17 protein-coding genes and 1 pseudogene are annotated in these 19937 nt (G+C 72.6%); 8 read left to right on the plus strand and 10 right to left on the minus strand.

The window, feature by feature from the left end; genetic code table 11:
* Positions 1 to 25: 25 nt before the first annotated feature.
* Together IE258_RS19705 and IE258_RS19710 are read right to left on the minus strand one after the other, a co-directional pair.
* Positions 26 to 988 carry a DUF3500 domain-containing protein gene (locus IE258_RS19705; RefSeq protein WP_229892254.1) on the minus strand — a complete coding sequence of 321 codons (963 nt, stop codon included), beginning with the start codon at positions 986 to 988 and terminating at the stop codon, positions 26 to 28.
* 142 nt (positions 989 to 1130) lie between these two features.
* On the minus strand, positions 1131 to 1874 hold the full coding sequence (locus tag IE258_RS19710; protein WP_189745254.1) for a translation initiation factor IF-2: 744 nt from the start codon (positions 1872 to 1874) through the stop codon (positions 1131 to 1133).
* A gap of 172 nt (positions 1875 to 2046) precedes the next feature.
* On the opposite strand from IE258_RS19710, the gene IE258_RS19715 reads away from it, so the two are divergent.
* The gene (locus IE258_RS19715) at positions 2047 to 4392 is read left to right on the plus strand and encodes an esterase-like activity of phytase family protein (protein WP_189745256.1); all 2346 of its coding nucleotides are present in this window, start codon (positions 2047 to 2049) and stop codon (positions 4390 to 4392) included.
* Between the two features lie 80 nt (positions 4393 to 4472).
* Here IE258_RS19715 and IE258_RS19720 read toward each other — a convergent pair whose 3' ends face one another.
* From IE258_RS19720 to IE258_RS19730, 3 genes are all read right to left on the minus strand, one after another.
* The gene (locus IE258_RS19720; RefSeq protein ID WP_189745259.1) at positions 4473 to 5210 is read right to left on the minus strand and encodes a VOC family protein; all 738 of its coding nucleotides are present in this window, start codon (positions 5208 to 5210) and stop codon (positions 4473 to 4475) included.
* A gap of 36 nt (positions 5211 to 5246) precedes the next feature.
* On the minus strand, positions 5247 to 5534 hold the full coding sequence (locus tag IE258_RS19725; protein ID WP_189745261.1) for a DUF6355 family natural product biosynthesis protein: 288 nt from the start codon (positions 5532 to 5534) through the stop codon (positions 5247 to 5249).
* A gap of 221 nt (positions 5535 to 5755) precedes the next feature.
* Positions 5756 to 7093, minus strand: coding sequence for a hypothetical protein (locus IE258_RS19730; protein WP_189745263.1), 1338 nt, complete (start codon positions 7091 to 7093; stop codon positions 5756 to 5758).
* Between the two features lie 338 nt (positions 7094 to 7431).
* Here IE258_RS19730 and IE258_RS19735 point away from each other — a divergent pair, with 338 nt between their 5' ends.
* Positions 7432 to 9132 (plus strand): TlrC/CarA/OleB/SrmB family ABC-F type ribosomal protection protein, encoded by a 1701-nt coding sequence (locus IE258_RS19735; protein WP_189745265.1) that lies wholly within the window; start codon positions 7432 to 7434, stop codon positions 9130 to 9132.
* Here IE258_RS19735 and IE258_RS19740 read toward each other — a convergent pair.
* Entirely contained in the window at positions 9116 to 9613 is a 498-nt protein-coding gene (locus IE258_RS19740; protein ID WP_189745267.1) for a peptidoglycan-binding domain-containing protein, read from the minus strand. The genes IE258_RS19735 and IE258_RS19740 overlap by 17 nt on opposite strands.
* Before the next feature lie 307 nt (positions 9614 to 9920).
* On the opposite strand from IE258_RS19740, the gene IE258_RS19745 reads away from it, so the two are divergent.
* On the plus strand, positions 9921 to 10892 hold the full coding sequence (locus IE258_RS19745) for an AraC-like ligand-binding domain-containing protein (protein ID WP_189745269.1): 972 nt from the start codon (positions 9921 to 9923) through the stop codon (positions 10890 to 10892).
* Between the two features lie 30 nt (positions 10893 to 10922).
* Here IE258_RS19745 and IE258_RS19750 read toward each other — a convergent pair whose 3' ends face one another.
* A complete protein-coding gene (locus IE258_RS19750; RefSeq protein WP_189745271.1) occupies positions 10923 to 12146 on the minus strand; it encodes a saccharopine dehydrogenase family protein in 1224 nt (407 codons plus the stop codon).
* 132 nt (positions 12147 to 12278) lie between these two features.
* On the opposite strand from IE258_RS19750, the gene IE258_RS19755 reads away from it, so the two are divergent.
* From IE258_RS19755 to IE258_RS19765, 3 genes are all read left to right on the plus strand, one after another.
* On the plus strand, positions 12279 to 13040 hold the full coding sequence (locus IE258_RS19755) for a TetR/AcrR family transcriptional regulator (protein WP_189745273.1): 762 nt from the start codon (positions 12279 to 12281) through the stop codon (positions 13038 to 13040).
* 163 nt (positions 13041 to 13203) lie between these two features.
* Entirely contained in the window at positions 13204 to 14148 is a 945-nt protein-coding gene (locus IE258_RS19760; protein ID WP_189745275.1) for an NADP-dependent oxidoreductase, read from the plus strand.
* On the plus strand, positions 14145 to 14756 hold the full coding sequence (locus tag IE258_RS19765) for an HD domain-containing protein (RefSeq protein WP_229892256.1): 612 nt from the start codon (positions 14145 to 14147) through the stop codon (positions 14754 to 14756). The genes IE258_RS19760 and IE258_RS19765 overlap by 4 nt, the downstream gene beginning before the upstream one ends.
* 101 nt (positions 14757 to 14857) lie before the next feature.
* On the opposite strand, the gene IE258_RS19770 is transcribed toward IE258_RS19765, so the two are convergent.
* Positions 14858 to 15298, minus strand: a complete 441-nt coding sequence (locus tag IE258_RS19770; RefSeq protein WP_189745277.1) for a DUF2267 domain-containing protein — start codon at positions 15296 to 15298, stop codon at positions 14858 to 14860.
* A 198-nt stretch (positions 15299 to 15496) separates the two neighbouring features.
* Entirely contained in the window at positions 15497 to 15934 is a 438-nt protein-coding gene (locus tag IE258_RS19775) for an Hsp20/alpha crystallin family protein (RefSeq protein ID WP_189745279.1), read from the minus strand.
* A 127-nt stretch (positions 15935 to 16061) separates the two neighbouring features.
* On the opposite strand from IE258_RS19775, the gene IE258_RS19780 reads away from it, so the two are divergent.
* Positions 16062 to 16721 carry a type III effector protein gene (locus IE258_RS19780; RefSeq protein WP_189745281.1) on the plus strand — a complete coding sequence of 220 codons (660 nt, stop codon included), beginning with the start codon at positions 16062 to 16064 and terminating at the stop codon, positions 16719 to 16721.
* A gap of 387 nt (positions 16722 to 17108) precedes the next feature.
* Positions 17109 to 17620: pseudogene (locus tag IE258_RS19785) on the plus strand (TetR/AcrR family transcriptional regulator).
* 72 nt (positions 17621 to 17692) lie between these two features.
* Here the strand turns inward: IE258_RS19785 and IE258_RS19790 are convergent.
* Entirely contained in the window at positions 17693 to 19930 is a 2238-nt protein-coding gene (locus tag IE258_RS19790; RefSeq protein ID WP_189745283.1) for a 2Fe-2S iron-sulfur cluster-binding protein, read from the minus strand.
* Positions 19931 to 19937 lie beyond the last annotated feature (7 nt).

Below are 19937 nucleotides of genomic sequence, written 5' to 3' on the forward strand. Positions count from 1 at the left end.
TGCGACCTGATCCGCCGGACAGGCCCTAGGCGTGCTGGTCCGTGTAGTGGCCGCGGAGCAGGTCCGTTCCCCAGTCGTGGCGGATGTGCCGCCAGACCGAGTGGGCGTGGTTGCCGTCGTCCTGGGTGTTGTCGTACTCGATCAGGAAATCCGGAGCGCGCACGCAGTAGTAGTGCCGCTCACCGGGTGCGAGGCCGCCGGCCCAGGCGAAGGAGAGGCTGCTCAACCCGCGGGCCACGGTCTCGGACCAGCACTCCCGCGCGTACGCCGCGGGCGCGCGGTCGAGATAGCGGCGCACCAGACGCTCCAGCAGTTGCCGGTCCCCCGGTGCCATGCGGTCGTACGTCAGACCCTCCGGGAGGAGACCCGGATCGGCGAACGGATCGGCCCGGGTCAGGATGTCGTCCGGCGGCGTGGCGGCGAAGACCGCCGACGCCCGCGCGGTGCCGTGCAGGCTCGTGATCAGCCGCCTGGCCAGGTCCTCCTCCGGGCCGAGGAGACGGTGGCCCGCCCGCGGGCCGCTTCCGACGCGAGCCGGTTCCGAGCCGACGAAGTGCGGGGTCACCCGGATCCCGGCCGACGTGACCAGGACGTGTACGGCGAGATGGTGGCCGTTCATCCGCCAGCCCCAGGGTTCGTCACCGTCGGGGTCGCCGAGCAGTCGCACCCAGTATCGGTCCGCGCCCCGGGACCCCAGCAGGCCGCGCCGGTGCCGCTCCACCTCGATCGCACCGCGCACCAGCTCCGCCCCCGCCGTGCTGTGCGCCGTGGCGAGGAGCACGTCGACCACCTCGCGCTGCCGGTCGTCGAGCCCCTCGGTGCAGAGGCCGGGACGCGGCCCCGGCAGATAGGTCCACTCGCGCAGCTCGGGCGCGTCCAGCGGTCCGGGCACCGCGCGCAACAGACGCACCTGCTCCGGCTCCAGGACGGCGAGCAGGGCACGCGCGGCGTCCCGCATCCGGGAGGCGACGTCCTTCGACGGAAACACGCCCACGCTTCTCCCTTCCGCCGACGGCCGCTCTGCCGCTGGCGGGACTCATTGTGCGTGGCGTGCGGTGCGGTGTCATGCGTCCGGATCCGGTGTCATGCCGCACGCCACCGGACCCGGACGACCGTGCCACGGTTGCCGCTCAGTGCGATGGCGGTGCCGGGTCCATGGCGCTGGCGACGGTGCAGCCGCCCTCTCCGGGCATCCGCTGGATACGGGGCGGCACCCACACCTCGGTGGCGCCGGGGACGACGCGGGCGAGCAGACAGTCCCGGGGGTCGACATGGTTGCCCTCCGCGGCCTCCACCATGAGGACGACACCGACCCGGCCGCGGTCCGACTTCACCTCGGTACGGATCCCCGGATCGAGGTCGAGTGCGGCAAGCGCCCGGCGTACCCCGGCCTCGTCCACCCTGCCGTCCCGCGGGACCCGGGGGAGCGCCGCCCGCAGCTCCTCGCCCGGCAGCCGGGGCGGCTCCGGTGGCGGGGCGAAGGCCAGGGCGGGGTCCTCCGGGCAGTCCACGGCATGCGGGTCCTCGCGCCACCGTGTCTCGGGGGACACACGTACCGTGAAACAGCGCCGGACGGTGATCTCCTCCAGGTCGACCCACCTGTTGTACGCGGAGCCGGACGTGCGGACGACCAGGTCGATGCCGTCACCGGCCTGTGTGGAGGTCCCCGTCACCCGCATCACCTCCACGCCCTCGATCTGCGAGGCGGCCCACCCGACCTCCTCCGCCGTACGGGGGCGGCGACCGTCCAACTGCTCGGCCGCCTTCCTCGCGGCGTCCCGTGCGACATCGGTCGCCTCGCTCTCGGAGGACCGGGCCGGTCCGCAGCCGGCGGTGAACAGCAACAGCGGGGCGAGCAGCAGTATTCGGCGCACGCGCCCATCCTTCCACCGAGCACCGCCACGAGCGGCGTCCCGAGCGAACCGGCCGAGAGGGCACCCCGGACCGCGTCCTCCTGGACTTCGCCCGCCGTTCACCCGCCGTCCGCGGAGCACTCGTCCTCGGCTGAGAGCGTGCGGCGACGGAGTGGACCGGACCGGAGGAAAGATGTCCCCCAAGAGCAAGAGAACCCGCGCCGCGCTGACCGCACTGGTCGTGGCCGCCGGCACCCTGGCGACCACGGGAGCCGTGCAGGCGGAGCGGACGCACCCCGGGCAGCAGCAACAGCACCGGCGGCCGGGCCTGTTCGAGCGCACCGCCACCTACCCGGTCTTCCAGAACCGTCCGGCCGGTGACGACCCGGCGGCCGGCACCGTCGCGGAGATCTCCTCGGTCAGCGAGGACGGCCGCACCCTCGTCCACACCGACGCGGTGGCCCGGCGGATCGGCTTCCTGGACATCACCGACCCCGGCCGGCCGCGCGGCCTCGGCACCCTGTCACTGGCCCGGCTCGGCGACGCCGAGGACGAGCCGACCTCGGTGACCGTCGTCGGCGAGTACGTCCTGGTGGTCGTCAACACCAGCGCGAGCCACGCCCGGCCCTCCGGACGGCTCGACGTCGTCTCGCTGCGCGAGCGCGAGCGGGTGGCGAGCTTCGACCTCGGCGGGCAGCCCGACTCCATCGCCCTCAGCAAGGACAAGCGGTACGCCGCCGTCGCGATCGAGAACGAACGGGACGAGGACGCGACCCCGCCCGGCCGCGACAAGGGCGACCTGCCGCAGGCACCGGCCGGCTTCGTGCAGATCCTCGACCTGGGCCGGGGCGCCACGCCCGCGCACTGGCGGACCCGGGCGGTCCCGCTGACCCGGGCCGACGGCCGGGCGCTGCCGGTGCTGGCCGAGGCCGGCATCACCGAACCGACGGACCCGGAGCCGGAGTACGTCTCCGTCAACGGCCGCAACCAACTCGCCGTGACGCTCCAGGAGAACAACGGCGTCGTCCTCGTCGACCTGCCGACCGGCCGGATCACCAAGGCGTTCAGCGCCGGCACGGCCTCGGTGCGCGGCATCGACACCGTCGACGACGGCACGATCGACCAGAGCGGCGCCATCGAGGACGTCCCGCGCGAACCCGACGCCGTCGGCTGGATCGACGACCGCTACCTCGCCACCGCCAACGAGGGCGACTGGCGCGGCGGCACCCGCGGCTGGTCCGTGTTCGACAGCCGCACCGGCAGGCCCGCCTGGGACGCGGGCAACAGCTTCGAACGGCTCGCCGTCCGACACGGCCTGCACAACGAGGACCGGGCCGGGAAGAAGGGCTCCGAGCCGGAGGGCATCGCGATCGCCGAGTACGACGGCGTGCCCTACGCCTTCGTCGGCTCGGAGCGCGACAACTTCGTGGCGGTCTACGACGTCAGCCGTCCCACCCGGCCGGTCTTCCGCCAGATACTGCCCGCCACCAACGGCCCCGAGGGCCTGCTGCCCATCCCGGCGCGCGGACTGCTCGCGGTCTCCAGCGAGGAGGACGACGCCGAGGCGGGCGTACGCGCGTCCGTGAGCCTGTTCCGCCTGGGCCGGGGCAGCGACCGCACCCCCTCGTTCCCCGGCATCGTCTCGGCCGACGACTCCGACGGTGCCCCCATCGGCTGGGGAGCGCTCGGCGCGCTGTCCGCGGCGCCCGGAAAGCCGCACCAGCTCTACACGGTCACCGACGCCGCGTACTCCACCACCCGCGTCCTCACCGTCGACACGGCCCACCGCCCCGCGGTCGTCACCCGGCAGCTGACCGTCAAGGACGCCGCGGGCCGGCCCGTCGGCTATGACGCCGAGGGCATCCACGCCCGGCCGCAGGGCGGTTTCTGGCTCGCCGTCGAGGGCGGGACGGGCGCGGAGAACAAGCTCGTCCGGCTCGACGCGCGGGGCGTGACCCGGCAGGTCGTCCCGCTGCCGGCGAACGTCGCCGCGGGCCTGGGCAAGCAGGGCTTCGAGGGGGTCACCGCCACGACGGACCGGCGCGGCCACGAGATCCTCTGGGCCGCCCTCCAGCGCGAGGTCGCGGGCGACCCGGCGGGCGTCGTACGGCTGGGACGCTACGACGTGACCGCCGGCACCTGGAGCTGGTACGGATACCGGCTGGAATCCACCGGCACGCCCGGCGACTGGCTGGGGCTCTCCGAGATCACCGTGGTCCAGGACCGGCTCGCGGTCATCGAGCGCGACAAGCTCAACGGCCCGGCCGCCGAGGTCAAGCGGATCTACACCGTCGACCTGCCGACGTCGGCGGCGCCCTCGGGAGCCCTGCGGGTCCTGCCGAAGCGGCTCGCGCACGACGTGCTGCCCGACCTGCGGGCCACGAACGGCTGGACGCAGGAGAAGCTCGAAGGGCTGACGGTGGGCGGTGACGGCCACGTGTACGCCGTCACCGACAACGACGGCCTGGACGACGCGACCGGGGAGACCGTGTTCCTGGATCTCGGCACGGACCGGCGGGTCTTCGGCCGCCGCCACTGACGCCGGGACGGGGGAGGGCCCGGCAGCGCGGCCGGCCCTCCCCTCCCGGGCAGCCGTGAGCCGGGTGCTCGCGCGGCGCGTCAGCCCCGGCCGAGGACGCAGAACTCGTTGCCCGCGGGGTCGGCCATGACGACCCAGGAGACGTCGCCCTGGCCCACGTCCGCCCGTGTCGCGCCGAGACCTTCGAGCCGGGCGACCTCCCTCGCCTGGTCCTCGACCGGGTCCGACATCACGTCGAGATGGATGCGGTTCCACACGACGTCGTCGTCCGAGGTGCGGCGGAACTCGAGGTAGGGCCCGACACCCTTGGCGGAGCGCAGGAGTGCACGGTCGTCGGTCAGCCGGTGGACGGTCCAGTCGATCGCCCCGCCCCAGAACCGGGCCATCTCCCGCGGGTCGGCGCAGTCGACGACCACCGCCGCGATCGGCCCCGTGTCCCGGTAGAGATCGCGGGGCTCCAGGACGCCGAACACGTTGCCCTCCGGGTCGGCCATCACCTGCCACGGTGTGTCGTCCCCGACCACGTCGATGTGCGTCGCCCCGAGTTCCTCCAGGCGGCCGACCAACTCCGCCTGGTGGGCGTCGGAGGTGGTGGCCAACTCGATGCGCACCCGGTACCTCACCGTCTCCGGGTCCGGGACGCGGACCAGATCGACGCAGACGGCGGACGGGTCCGGCCAGTCGAAACCCACGGGCTCCAGGTTGGTGACGCCCGGCCCTTCACTCGACATGCTCCAGCCGAGCGCCTGAGCCCAGAACCGGCCGAGCGTCGAGTCGTTCCGGGCCTTGAAGTTCACCTGTACGAGTTCCAACGTCATCCCGTACACCCTAGTGGCCCGGAACGGCAGGGCGGCTCAGCAGGTGCGGCCGGTGTACCAGGCGCCGTCGATGTCGGAGCTGGAGCCGATCCAGGTCACGCCGGGCACCACGCACCGTTCGCTGTTGGGCCCCCAGTCGTCGATCTCGATGACGATGTGCGAGCCGTCCGAGGTGCAGTGGTTGTAGTAGGCGTCGGAGGCGGTCTCGTAGAAGCCGCAGGGGTTGGCCGCGGCCGGACCGGCGCTCAGGGTGACGGCGCCGGCGGAGGCGAGCACCAGCGCGAGGGAGGCGAGGGCGCCGGTCACGATACGACGAGGTGACAAGGTGAGCTCCGTTCAGTGGGGATCGTCGGCCGAACTGCCGGTGTCCGTCGATCCGTTGCCATTGCGAGGCCCAGGCTCGCAGCTCAGGGCAGCCGTTTTGATCAACGAAGGCCCCGTTCACCCGGCGAATCGATTCACTGCTGCGCCGATCAGTTGATCTCCGCCGGTTCACCGGACGGGGTCACCGAACCAGCTTCACCGAACCGCTTCACCGGAAGGCGTCACCGACCGTGCCGCCGGGACCGGCGGAGCCGCGGGCGCCGGGTGCGTCGGGCGGGAGCGGCGGCGTCCGGGGCGGACAGGCGCAGCGATATACGGCGGCGTGCGACCAGGCCGACCGCGATCAGCAGCAGGAACGGCAACCACGCGATCGCGTACGCGACGCCGTAGTGCTGGATGTCCAGGATCGACCGGCGGGAGTCGACGTCGCTGCTGTTGACGCCGAAGTACGCCAGCAGCAGCGCGGGCGGGAGCGCGATGAGCGAGCCCACGGCGATCACCGCGGCCAGCACCCGGTCCCGGTCCTCGGCGTACTGCTGGGACGCCGTCTCGAGGTCCACGCGGCGCGTCGCCAGCACGGCGTTCACGCGCTCGACGATGCGGGAGGTGTTGGCCAGCGCGTCCGCCAGCGACGAGACGTCGCGCAGTGACGAGTGGAAGCTCTCTACCAGCAGCTCCGGTATGAGGATCGTGTCGGCGTAGGCCTCGACGCTGAAGCTCAGGTCGAGTTGGAGGTCGTTGAGCCGGCGCGAGAGCTGCCCGACCAGGGCACGGGCGTCGTCCGTCGTCTCGACTGCCGCGGCCCGGTCGAGTTCCAGCGCCTCGAACGCCTGCCGCCGGATGCGGTGCACGGCCGCGACCGCGGTGAGGATGCCGGCGGCGGCCAGCCCGAACGCGTTCTCCACCGGCGGGGCGTAGCCGACGATCACTGACACGCCCCTGCCGTGCGCGACCATGGTCTGCCCCGCGTTGTTCAGCGTCTCGGGCCGCCGGATGCCCAGTGTGGCGCCGGTGTGGCTGTCCAGCGTGCCGCGCAGCACGATGGTCACCACGTCCTGGCCGACCGCGTCGCCGGGCACGTGTTCGGCCAACAGCCGCCGGGCGAGGGCCGCTCCGGGGAACACGCTCTGGTGGACGTTCCGCCCGAACTCGAGCGGCGGCCGGCCGGTGGGCCCGTCCGGGACGCCGTACACCCGCAGGCGCGCGTCGAGCCACTCGGTCAGCGGCACGCCGTCGACGCGGGTGGCGGAGCGGTTCTGCCAGGTGGCGTAGAGCGTTTCGGCGATGGCGTCCGCGCCGTCGGCGTCGTCCGCGATCTCGACGTCCACGAAGAGCAGCGGGTCCCGGCGAGGTGTGACGGCCAGGGTGACGGACGCACCGTCGACCCGGACCGCGTTCGGCGGCAGCGTGATGTCGACGACGCGCTCGTGCAGCACCAGCCGGGGCAGCAGCAGTTCGGCTGCCTCGACGTGGGCGGTGAACCGGCCGAGTCCGAGTGCCTCGGACAGCGGGCGGAGCATGTCGTCGGGAACCTGCACCTGCGGCGTGAGGTTGTACATCAACAGCAGGCGCGTACGAGTCCTGACAGCTGCGTCGGACCGTGGCACAACGTCCCCCTCCGGCTGACACCCGTGTGGGGCAGCAGCCTAGGGGTGCCGTCGGTGCAAGGCGATGCCGGAGTCGCGGGACCCCGGTTCGGCAGAGTGACACACGAGTCGAGACGTATCGTCTTGCCAAGTCGTGAAAGACGGCGTACCGTCCTGCACATGGGTTCCCTGTGAGATCACCGGCGCCGACGGCGTAGAGCACCGCTCCGCCGTCGCCGTGCCTCGCCGTGCCGCCGTCCACCCCGGACCCGGTCCGCGCCGAAATCCGCGCGGCCAGGAGGGACCCGATCTTGCACACCTCACAACTCACCCTTTGCCAGGTCACCAAGCGCTACCCGGGCCGCACCGTCCTGGACCAGGTGTCCTTCACCCTGAAGCCGGGCGAGAAGGCCGGACTCATCGGTGACAACGGCGCCGGCAAGTCCACGCTGCTCAGGCTTGTGGCAGGACAGGAGCGCCCGGACAGCGGCGAGGTGACCGTGTCCGCCACCGGCGGGATCGGCTATCTGCCGCAGACCATCCCGCTGCCCCCGACCGCCACCGTCCAGGACGCCGTCGACCTGGCCCTCGCGGACTTGCGGGTTCTGGAGGCGGAGCTGCACCGGGCCGAGCACGCGCTCGGCGACGGCGAGGACCCCGCGGCGCTCGCCGCGTACGCCGCGCTCCTCGCGCGCTACGAGGCCCGGGGCGGCTACGACGCCGACCACCGGGTGGACATCGCGCTGCACCACCTCGGCCTGCCGGTACTCCGCCGTGAGCGCCTGCTCGGCACCCTGTCCGGAGGTGAGCGCTCCCGTCTAGCCCTGGCCGGTGTCCTCGCCGGCCGACCGGAAGTCCTGCTGCTGGACGAGCCGACGAACGACCTGGACGATCAGGCCGTGGAATGGCTGGAGGCGCAACTGCGCGAACACCGCGGCACGGTGCTCGCCGTCACCCACGACCGCGTCTTCCTCGAACGCCTGACCACAACGATCCTGGAGGCGGAGGCCGGGAAGGTCACCCGCTACGGCGACGGCTACACCGGCTACCGGACGGCGAAGGCGGCGGAGCGCCGACGCCGACTCCAGGAGTACGAGGAATGGCGGTCCGAGCTGGCTCGCAACGACCGGCTGGCCGCCGGTCACGCCGCCCGCCTCGACGCCATTCCGCGCAAGGCGTCACTGGCCAACTTCGGCCACGGCGGCTTCCGGGCCCGCGGCCGGGCGCACGGCGCGATGTCCCGCATCCGCAACGCCCGCGAGCGGGTCGAGCGGCTGACCGGGAACCCGGTGGCACCGCCGCCCGACCCGCTGGTCTTCACGGCGCGCATGGCCACCCCGGAGGATGCGGCCGCAGGTGCCGTCTCCGCCCCCGCGGAACTGCCCGCCGCGCACCTGGAGGACGTACGTCTGGGTGACCGCCTGCATCTGGGCTCCCTGACCCTCCGCCGCGGCGGCCGGCTTCTCGTCACCGGTCCCAACGGCGCCGGAAAGACGACGCTGCTGAAGCTGCTCGCCGGTGAACTGCGGCCGGAGGAGGGCTCGGTACGAGTGCCGGGCCGGGTGGGCCATCTGCGTCAGGACGAGACGCCGTGGCCGCCGGACCTGAGGGTCCCCGACGCGTTCGGGCTGGGCCGCGTGGGCGCCGCCGCCGAGCACGCCGACGCCCTGCTCGCCCTCGGCCTCTTCCGTCCGGCGGAACTCCGCTTGCGCATGGGCGAGTTGTCGTACGGCCAGCGGCGCCGCGTGGACCTGGCCCGACTGGTCTCGGAGCCCGCCGACCTCCTGCTGCTCGACGAGCCGACGAACCACCTGTCACCGGCACTGGTCGAGGAACTGGAGGAGGCGCTGACCGGGTTCACGGGAGCGGTCGTGCTGGTCACCCACGACCGCGCACTGCGGACCCGGTTCCAGGGTGACCATCTGGAACTGCCGGCGGCAGCGGACCGACGCCGGCCCCGGGCACAGAGACCGGCGTCGGCAGGCTCCGGGTCGGCTAGAAGCCGGGGTTGAGGCAGCTGATGAAGGAACCGCTCTTGTAGTACAGCGGCCACAGCATCTCTCCACGGGTCGCCGGCCCGTAGACGCCGTCGGCGGTCACACCGAGGCGGTTGGCCTGGAGCCACCGGACGGCATCCACCGTGCCGGTGCCGTAGCTGCCGTCCGCCCCGCCGGTGGCGCTGATCCGATTGGCGGCATAGGTGCCGGGGTAGCATGAGAGGATGGCTCGCTGCAGGGCGGTCACGGCGTTCGAACTGCCCGTCTGGTACTGCATGTAGCAGCTCAGGCCGTTCCCGGTGCGGGCGGGGACCCGGTAGTAGTTGCCGGTGTCCCCCAACCCGTCGGTGCGCTTCACCGTCGTGTTGCACGGACCGTAGGCGGCGTGGGCCGGCGCGGTCATCATCGGGCTGGCCGTCAGGCCGCCGGCGAAGAGAAGGGCCAGAGCCCCCAGCACTCCCATCCGCATGCGGAGCGTCATTGATGCTTGTCGCACGATGCAATCCCTCCGGTCTGTGACGTCGTCCCAGTGACGGCCACGCCCATGGACCCTAAAGTCATCGTGGGCACCGGACTTTGCCTGCCGTGCAGGGGTGTTTGTCAGTGGCGCACCGCCCGCCGTCGACCGGCCTCGGCCGGCGTCGGCGGGCGGTGCGCTCGCCTGCCGACGCCGTTGCGCGGCGAGAGGGGACCCTGCCAAGCTGACACCGAGGACTGTCCGTACCGGGGAGGGCGCTCGTGGGGGATCGGGCCGAGCTGCGGTCGGGCCGGCGGTACGGCCGAGGCGGACGAAGGCCCGCCTCATGAGCCCGGTTCTGGACACCGCGTCGATACCGCCGCGCGACCGGGAGGAAGTGGTCCGGCACGCCGTGTGGGAATCCGTGGTGGCGGTCGACATCGATCACCGTCCTGCCGCCGAGGACCTCTCCGTTCGCATCGGGCTCGGCACCGTCGGACCCCTCAGGATCTGCTCGGCGCGGGCCACCGCGGTCACGATCCGTCGTACGGAGCGACTGGCCCGGGAGGACGAGGAACCCGCCGTCTTCCTCGGCCTGCAGGTGAGCGGCACCAGCCTGGTGGCGCAGAACGGGCGCGAATGTGTCCTGGGACCTGGGGAGTTCGCCGTCTACGAGTCGATCGCTCCCTACACACTCCTCTTCGACGAGGGGGTCGACCACCATTTCCTGCGCTTCCCCCGCGCGGCACTCGCGCTCCCCGACCGGCTGCTGCGAGACACCAGCTCGACCACCCTGGGACCCGACAACCCCCTCGCGCGTCTCGCCTTCACCTACTTCTCCGAACTGGCCGCCAGTGACGAGTTGCACCGGGCCGGTGTGCACGCGGACGCCGTCGTGGAGCCCAGCGTCGAACTCCTCCGCGCCGTACTCACCTCCCAGCACGGCAACACCGGCCTTGCCAAAGGCCCGTTGGAGGCCACACTCAGCCTGCGGATCACCCGGTACATCCGGGCTCACCTGGCCGACCCCGATCTGTCCGCGGCACGGATCGCCGCCGCACACGGCATCTCCGTGCGTCATCTCTATGCTGTGCTGTCCGCGGCCGGCATCAGCCTGGGGGACTGGATCCGTACGCACCGCTTGGCGGAGTGCAGACGGGAGTTGGCCGGCCCGAACGGCCGACGGCGGACCATCGCGGCGACAGGACGACGCTGGGGCTTCGTGAACCCGACCCACTTCAGCAAGGTGTTCAAAGGGGCATACGGACTCTCGCCCCGGGCCTGGCGCGATCAGAACCACCCCCGCCCCTCCGGGTGACGGCTCCTCAGGCAGCGGGCGCGGACCCCGTCACACCTGTTCGCGCAGGCCCCAGGGTGAGCCGTACTCGGTGAGCAGGTCGAGGAACGGGCGGGGCGGCAGGGCCTCGGCACCGAGCACACCGGCGCCGGACCAGACACCGGTGGCGAGCAGTTCGAGGGCGACGACCGGGTTGATCGCCGTCTGCCAGACCACGGCCTGCGACCCGTACTCGCGCATGGACCACTGGTTGTCGACCACGTGGTACAGGTAGACCTCGCGCGGCCTGCCGTCCCTGGTGCCCGTGACCCAGGTGCCGGCGCAGGTCTTGCCGGTCATCCTGTCGCCCAGGCTCGCGGGGTCCGGAAGGCACGCGGCGACCACGTCACGCGGGGAGACCCGGGCCGGTCCGTCCTCGCCCGGCACGGTGACCGCGGTGGTCGAGTCGAGACCCAGCTCGTGGAGGGTCCGGAGCCGGGCGATGAAGTCGTCTCCGAGGCCGTACTTGAACGTGACGCGCCGGGCGTCCACCCAGCGGGGAATCAACAGCACCTCCTCGTGCTCCACGTTGACGCACTCCACCGGCCCGATCCCCTCGGGGAAGTCGAACACCTCCGGCTCGCTGAAGGGCGCGGTGGTGAACCAGCCACGATCCCTCTCGTAGACCACCGGAGGGTTCAGGCACTCCTCGATGGTGGTCCAGATGCTGAAGGAAGGGGCGAAGTCGTAGCCCTCCACCCGCAGGTCGGCGCCGTCACGGACACCGATCTCGTCGATCTCGTCGAAGAGCTCGTCCGCGGCGTACCGGGCGAAGACGTCCGACAGCCCCGGCTCCACCCCCATGCCCACCAGAGCCGTGCGACCCGACTCCGCCCACCGCCCGGCCAGTTCGAACTGCGCGTCGCCGAGCTTGACCCCGCACTCCTCGTACGGCCGGGAGGTGTGCGGAGCGGACAGCGACATGGCCATGTCCATGTAGTGGGTCCCGGCGGCGAGGGCCGCCCGGAACAGCGGCATCACGAACCGCGGGTCCGTGGCGTTCAGCAGGATGTCGCACCGGTGCGCCGAGAGCACCCGCCGAACCGCGTCCTCGTCGGAAGCGTCGAGGCGCAGGGCACTGAACCGGTCACCCGCCCCCTGCAGCGCGTCGACCGCCGCCTGGGCGCGGGCGTGGTCGTAGTCGGCCACGACCATGTGGGTCAGGAACTTCCGGCGGGCCGCGATCCGGGTGACGGCGGTGCCGACACCGCCCGCGCCGACGAGGAGCACGCGCATGACGGGGACCTTTCGTACGGGAGGCCGTTGCCTCGGAGGGGTCCGATGCAACAGGGATCCCCGCTGTAAGGTCAACCGTGTTGGCATAAGGGGCCGCGGCAGATCCGGCGCGGCCGCGGACGGAGGTGGCGGATGCCGAAGAAGGTGGTGCCCGAGGAGGCGCGACGCAGACGCAGGCCGACCCGGCAGGGCGCGGTGCTCTCGGAGACCCTGATCGTGCGGACCGCGCTGCGGGTCCTGCGCGAGCACGGCACCGCCGGTCTGACCGCCCGTCGGCTGGGCGCGGCGCTGGGGGCGGACCCGAGTACCCTGTACCGCTACTTCACGGGCATGGACGATCTGGCACGGGCCGTCGGCAACGAGCTGATGGGGCGGGCCCTGGACGGATGGACGGGCGGCCGTGGCTGGCGTGCGGACCTGCGCTCCCTCGGCCTCGCCCTGCACTCCTCCTACCTGGCCCACCCCCAGGCCGCCGTGCTCACCGCCAGCCGGGTGAGTGGACGTCCGCGCGAGATCGCCGTGGACGAGGCGGTCCTCGGTCTCCTGCGGGGTGCCGGGCTGACCGATCGGGCCGCCGTCCGCTTCTACCACGCGTTCATCGACCTGACTCTGGCCTTCGCCGCGCTCGACGCCGGCGCGCTGGCCCTTCCGGAGGAAGCCCGCAGAGCCGACGAGAACATGTGGGCGTCCACCTACGCCCGGCTGCCCGCCGCCTCGCACCCGAACATCGCCGCGACCGCCGACCGCCTCGCGGCCCGTATGCCGCACAGCGCCTACCCGGTGGTCCTGGACACCCTGCTGGACGGCATCGCCGCCGAACTGGCCGCCTCGGCACAGCTGGACCAGGGCATGGACGGCCGCCCCGCACGGGCGGAGCGGGACAGCGGTCCGTAGCGCCCTGTCACCGCCCGCAAGTGGCTCGTCCGGCCGCCGTCGAAGTGGCCCACACGGGGGGAGTGACAGGGGCATACGGTCGAGATGACGACGCACGGTGTGCCGGCGGGAGAGCGCGGGGGCATCGTGTGTCCGACGACCACCGCTTCCTGCGAGGACCCTCATGCAAGCCATCACCGTCCACGACCGCGAGGCGGGTGCCGACGGGCTCGCCCTGACGGAACTGCCCCATCCGCACGCCGCCGAGAACGACGTCGTCGTGCGGGTGCACGCCGCCGGCTTCACGCGCGGAGAGCTCGACTGGCCCGGTACCTGGACCGACCGGGCCGGCCGCGACCGGACGCCCAGCGTTCCCGGACACGAACTGTCGGGGGTGGTGGAGGAACTCGGATACGGCACCACCGGCCTCACCGTCGGCCAGCGGGTGTTCGGCATGGCCGACTGGACGCGCGACGGATCGTTGGCCGAGTACACCGCCGTCGAGGCCCGCAACCTGGCGCCCCTTCCCGCGGACGTCGACCACACCGTGGCCGCCGCGTTGCCCATCTCGGGTCTGACCGCCTGGCAGGGCCTGTTCGACCACGGACGGCTCACCGCGGGGCAGACCGTCGTGATCCACGGCGCCGCGGGAAGCGTGGGATCGGTCGGGGTCCAGCTCGCGCGCGAGACGGGCGCGCGGGTGATCGCCACCGGTCGCTCCGCCGACCGGGACACCGCTCTCGCCCTCGGCGCCGACGTCTTCCTCGACCTCGAGTCCGAGCGGCTGGAGGACGCGGGAGAGGCCGATGTCGTGTTCGACGTCATCGGCGGCGAGATCCTGCACCGCTCGGCCGCGCTCGTACGCTCCGGCGGCACTCTCGTCACCATCGCCGAGCCGCCCGACGCCCGGCCGGAGAACGGCCGGGCGGTGTTCTTCGTCGTGGAACCGGACCGGGCCCAGCTCACCGAACTCGTGCAGCGGGTGAGGGACGGGCGGCTCCGGCCGGCCGTCGGGGAGGTGCGTCCGCTGGCCGAGGCCCCCGCCGCCTTCGCGCCCGGCCGCGGCCGGCACGGCAGGACGATCATCCGCGTCGCGTCCGACACCCGCGCGGCTGCGGGCTCCCGGTGAAAGACATCTCGCTCGACGCCCTTCCGGTGCCCGGCACGGCCGCGGCGGCCGCCGCCCTGGACGTGGCGACCGCCCACCTCTCCCCGGCACTGCTCAACCACTCCCTGCGGGCCTACTTCTGGGCGGCGGCCCGAGGCACGGCGGACGGCGTCCCCTTCGACCCGGAACTCCTCTACGTCGCCGCGCTGTTCCACGACATCGGGCTGGTGCCGGTCTTCGACAGCCACACCGTCGCCTTCGAGGAGGCGGGCGGACACGTCGCCCGTGTCTTCGCCGCCGGCGCCGGCTGGCCGGCCGAGCGCCGCGCACGCCTGTCGGACGTCATCGTCCGCCACATGTGGCCGCGGGTCGACGTCGCCACGGACCCCGAGGGCCACCTGCTGGCCCGCGCCACCGCGACCGAGATCGTCGGCACGGAGGCGGACGCCTACCCGCCCCGCTTCCGCGACGAGGTGCTGGACCGCTGTCCGAGGCTGGACCTCGCCGCGTCGTTCCTGGCGTGTTTCCAGGACCAGGCGAAGCGCAAAGCCGACAGCTCGGCGGCGGGCGCGGTGCGGTCGGGACTGGCGGACAGAGTGGCCGTCAACCCGCTCGACTCCTCCGCCTGAGACCCGCGACGGCCACGCTCGGCAGGGATACCGGGAGCGTCCTGAGCCGCCGGGACTTGCCGGGCGGCCTGGTCGGGAGAGAGGACCTGCCTCGGCGCGGCTCAGGCCACCTGGGTGAGTTCGGCGCGCCCGAAGAGGATCGCGTAGCCGGAGGGCAGTTGGGCGAGTACGCGGTCGAGCAGGGCCGGGCCGGCCAGTCGGGCGACGACGCCCAGGACCGAGCCGGCGTCCCAGCGCGCGGTGGCCAAGGTGCCGCCGGTGCGCGTGGCGAGGTCCCTGACGAAGGCCCAGCCGGTCATCGAGTCGGTGGCGGGGATCTGCGCGGCGAAGATCCGCGCCGCCTCGCGGGGGAGACGGGCCGCCAGCTCGACGCGTTCCTCGCCGGTGATGCGGCGGCCGAGGGCGGCCAGGACGGCGGTCACGACCTCCTCGGCCCGCTCCCGGGTGGGATAGGCGCCGTGGTAGCGGACCTGCTCCAGCATCTGGACGAACGACACGGCCGACTCGGTGGCCGTGGTCGTCGGCGCCGTCTGGGACTGCATCGGTGAAGGGTGCCTTTCTGAGTCGTGGGGTGGTGGGCCCTGGTCGGCCGGTGCTGGCCGGCCAGTACCCAGCGACCCGTGGGTCGTGGGCACTGGCCAACAGGGGGTGCGGAGGGGAGTGTCGGTTTCCCGACGTGCGAGCCGCACTCGACGGCGAGAGCGTGGCTTCGCCTGAGCTCTCTGCCTCGGATCTCCGCCTCAGCCGGAGATCTTCTTGTGGTCCGCGCCGGCGCCGATCGAGATCCTGCGCGGCTTGGCCCGCTCGGCGATCGGCACGCGCAGGGTGAGTACGCCCGCGTCGTACTCGGCACTGATGTGCTCGGTGTCGAGGCTGTCCGCGAGCACCACCTGGCGGGAGAAGACGCCGAACGGGCGTTCGGAGAGTTCCATCTGGACGTCGTCACCCCTGGCGGCGGGACGGCGTTCGGCCCGGACGGTGAGCATGTTGCGCTCGACGTCGATGTCGATCGCGTCCCGGTCGACACCGGGGAGGTCGAGCGCGATCACGTACACGTCCCCCTCGCGGTAGGCGTCCATGGGCATCGCGGACGGCCGCGACCAGGTGCCGGACGTGCTGGGGAACAACTGCTGGGTGAGCCGGTCGAGTTCACGGAAGGGGTCGGTGCGCATCAGCATCGTGAAACACCTCCAGTACGAGCGGATCCGCTCATGCGCTGCTTCTTGCATTTCTTGTAGCATGTCATCGGAACGATGACAAGCGGCGGCGTCGTCGAACGGGTGACGCCGACGTCGGGAGGTGACCATGGCCGTGGACCCGCAGGAATCCGTATCGCAGCCCGTGTCCTTTCTCGCCGCCGAGGCAGCGCTGGCGGCGATCGAGGAGGCGATTCACAGCGCCCAGGCGCCACCGCACGGCAAGCAGCCCGGCGGTGAGGTCGGCTCCGACCAGGTGCTCGCCGCACTGCTGCTCCTGCGTCGGATGCGCGACCAGCTCGCGGGTTGGGAGACGGGCCTGATCGAGACAGCCCGGGAGGCGGGTGCGAGCTGGGCCGACCTGGCCCGCCCCCTCGGCGTCGCCAGCCGGCAGGCCGCCGAACGCCGCTACCTGCGCCTGCGCCCCGGTGCTCCCGGCAGCACCGGCGAACAGCGCGTCCAGGCCACCCGCGACCGCCGCGCCGCCGACCGTGCCGTCACCACCTGGGCGCGTGGCAACGCCGCGGATCTGCGTCAGCTCGCCGGTCAGATCACCGCACTCGCGGGCCTCCCGGACCAGGCCCGCAATCCCCTGGTCCAGGCACTGGGCCACGACGACGCCGCCGGCCTGATCGGGCCGTTGTCCGGTGCCCGCGAGCACCTCGGCGCCCACCACCCGGAGCTGGCCGACCGCATCGACACGCTCACCCGCCGCACCGACCGGCTCCGCCGCACGGGGAGCAGCGAGGCCCCGCCACCCGGGGAATGAGCCGTGCGAGCGAAAGGCTTTGCGCGGGCTGTCGTGCGGATGATGAGGTGGCGCGGTGAGTGCCCGCGACGACACGACGGCCGTCCGGCCGGTGACACCGGCCGGCGCGGGTCGTGGAGGAGCGGTTGGACGCCCATGTCACCGGGTTGATGAACACCCTGGGCTGAGGCCCCCCGCGTTGCGAGGCTCGACGGAGGAGTCTCCCCCCGTGCCGCACTGCGGAGGCGTCCGAGCCATCCCCGGCAGCCGCGTGGCGCGTGCCCTGCCTCGTCGGCCGGCATCCGGGCAGGGTAGGGCTCGGCGAAGTCCGCCGAGCGGCTGACGTCTTCCCACGTGGAGGCATGCGCCAGTTGGCGACGCGAGTACTCCGTCGCCATCTCGACGGCGTTGGCGCCGAGTAGGAGGCGCGAGGGCGGGTTGTCGCGTCGGACCGCCCAGCGTGAAGCGGCGATCCTCGAAGCGGCCCGCAGGCTCGGTGCCGAGCGGGGCATTCGTGAGATCACGCTGACTGACATCGCCGCCGCCGTGGGCATGCACAAGTCGGCGCTGCTGCGCTACTTCGAGACGCGCGAACAGATCTTCCTCAAGATCACTGCCGAAGGGTGGCGGGACTGGTCCGCGCAGTCGTGTTCCCGGCTGCGCGCGCTGCCGAGCGCGACACCGGAGGCCGTCGGCCAAATCTTCGCGGCCACCCGCGCGGCCTCGAGGAGACCCAGGCCGTGGACGTCATCGCGACGGCCACCAGCCTGGCAGGTCCCCTGTGGTAGATGGCGACGCCCGGTCCGCACATCCGGGCCCTCTACCGCAGCGATCCCCGGCTCGCGCACGCAGTGGTGGACGTCGAGCCACGACGGGACCGCGTACTCGGCGCCCTGCTGCGAGGACTGGCCGACCGGTGAGGGCGTCGTCCCCGACGGCTGAGAGGTGCGCCGGCGCTGGTTCTCCCGCACCTGGACCGAAGTTGAGCCGTTTCAGTCGTCCGCTCGGTGCCGCTCGGCCCGTCGGAGTCCCTCGGCGCCCCCCGGGCCGGCGATGTCGAGCGACACCGCCGACAGCGGACAGCCGACGCACGTCAGCACATACCCAGCGGCCTTCTGCTCCGGCGTCAGGCACGTGTCCTCGGGTTGCGTGACCTCCCCGTCGCGCACCCGTGCCGTGCACTCGCCGCAGCTGCCGACCGTGCAGGAGTACGGCATGGGCAGTCCCGCGGCGAGACCGGCGTCGAGGAGCGTCTGGCCGGGCTCGACCACGGTCGTGCCGACGACGTTCCCGTTCTCCTCGACCGTCATGTCCTGGGGCGTCCCGGCGGTGAGCGCGGTCGAACCGCCGGTGAAGCGCTCCTGGTGCATGCGCCCGTCCGGCACGCCGAGACGCCGCAAGACGTCCTGGACGGTGTCCATCAGCGCCTCGGGACCGCAGACGTAGTGATGGGCGCGGTCGGACTGGGGCAGCCCCGTCACCCACCGGCGGACATCCTCGGCGTCGAGTCGGCCCGCGCGACTGGTGAGGACGTGAGTGACCGCCAGCCGGTCCGGATGGCCCTTCTCCAGACGGGTCAACTCGTCGCCGAAGATGACGTCCTCGGGATCGCGGCTGCTGTAGAGGAGATCGATCCTGCCGGCCGGCTCCGGGGCCGACAGGCGGGTCCGGATCATGCTCATCATGGGCGTGATGCCGCTGCCGGCCGCGATCAGTACCAGATGGCCGGGTGCCCGCGCCGCGGCGTGGAAGGTACCCGAGGGGCCGCGCACCGCGAGGAGGTCCCCGGGACGCAGGTCGCGGTGGACGTGCGTGGAGAAGCGACCGTCCGGCACCCGCTTCACGGTCAGCTCCAGACGCGTCGCGCCGGGGATCGAAGAGGCCGAGTAGGCACGCCGCAGCGGCTGTCCCGCCACGTCCGTGACCAGGGTGAAGAACTGCCCGGGGTGGAAGTCGAACGGCCCGGCCTCGTCAGTCGCGTCCGCGAGGACCAGGGTGCGGACGGAGGGCGTCTCGTGGCGTACCTCGAGTACGCGCACGGGTCGAAGAGGGCTTCCCACCCGACTTCCCACCGCCTCGCCCCGGGTGCCGTCGCCGTGGTCGGCTGCTTGCGGGGCCCGGACGTTGTCGTAGCCTTCTTTGCGCAGCCCGAAGACGTAGGCGCGGTCCGCGACCTTCCGCATCAGCCGGTTCATCCCGGGAAGGGCGGTGACGAGCCTGATCAGTCGTGCCGACGCGCGTCCGGACTCCGCCGTGCTCGCGGCCAGGTGGGCGCTGCCCAGGGCCATCATGTCGGGGGCCGGGCCACGGGCGGTCCGTCCCTCGGGCGTCCACAGGCGCGCACCTGCCACCGCGTCGTTGGCGCTCACCTCGGCGTGCTCCACGTCGATGACGAGCGCGAGATGCGGTGGCACACCGCGCAGCGCCATCGTCTTCAGCAGCGCGGCGTCGTCGGTGATCGCGGCCCGACCGTGGACGTGCAGCACACCGCTGCGGCCGGGGACGAGTGCGGCGAGCGAGAGCCGGTCGTCCCGCAGCAGGTTGTGCAGGGTGTCCGCCCGCTTGTTGCCCCTGCGGTCGGCCAGGACCAGGGTGCGGCCGTCCAGGACGCGGGCCACCGTCTGCCGTTCCCCGCGCGGGCTGGTGTCGCTGCCGCCGTCCGTGTCCCACGTGGACAGGGCCAGGAAGGGCGAGGCGGCCAGGAAGTCGCTCACACCGGGGTCGGACAACGGGCCCTCGCCCGGGGCCGGTTCGGCCCCCCGGGACGGCGTCGGCGGTTCCCACAGGCCTGAGCGGATGACGGCCTGCGCGCAGTGCACGTACGCCTCGGCGACGTCCACGGCGGTCTCCCTGCCCCTGTGGCCGTCCCGGAGCGCGGAGGCGGTGCCGTTGACGCGCAGTACCTCGCCCACGCCGGGCAGCAGGAAGAACAGCGAGACCGGACCCCGTACGACGGTCGGCCCGGGAGTGGGGAAGGAGAACCGCTGGGGGGAGTGGACGCGCGCGAACCCGGGGGCGCCGCCGACGAAGGTGGTCCGAGCGGTGCCGTCCGCGTCGAGGTGGCCGAAGGCCGCGATCGTGCTGTGGGCCAGCACGGCGCGGCAGCCCGCGTCCAGGTAACCGATCTGCTTGCGCCTGATCATCGCGGCCGGGCGGCCGACGACCGCCTCGATCTCGTCCACGCGGGAGAGCCGGTGCAAGGAGTCCGGCCGGAAGCTGTGCTGCTGCATGTCGGTC

It is taken from the genome of Streptomyces tendae (assembly GCF_014650435.1).
Lineage (GTDB): Bacteria > Actinomycetota > Actinomycetes > Streptomycetales > Streptomycetaceae > Streptomyces > Streptomyces tendae.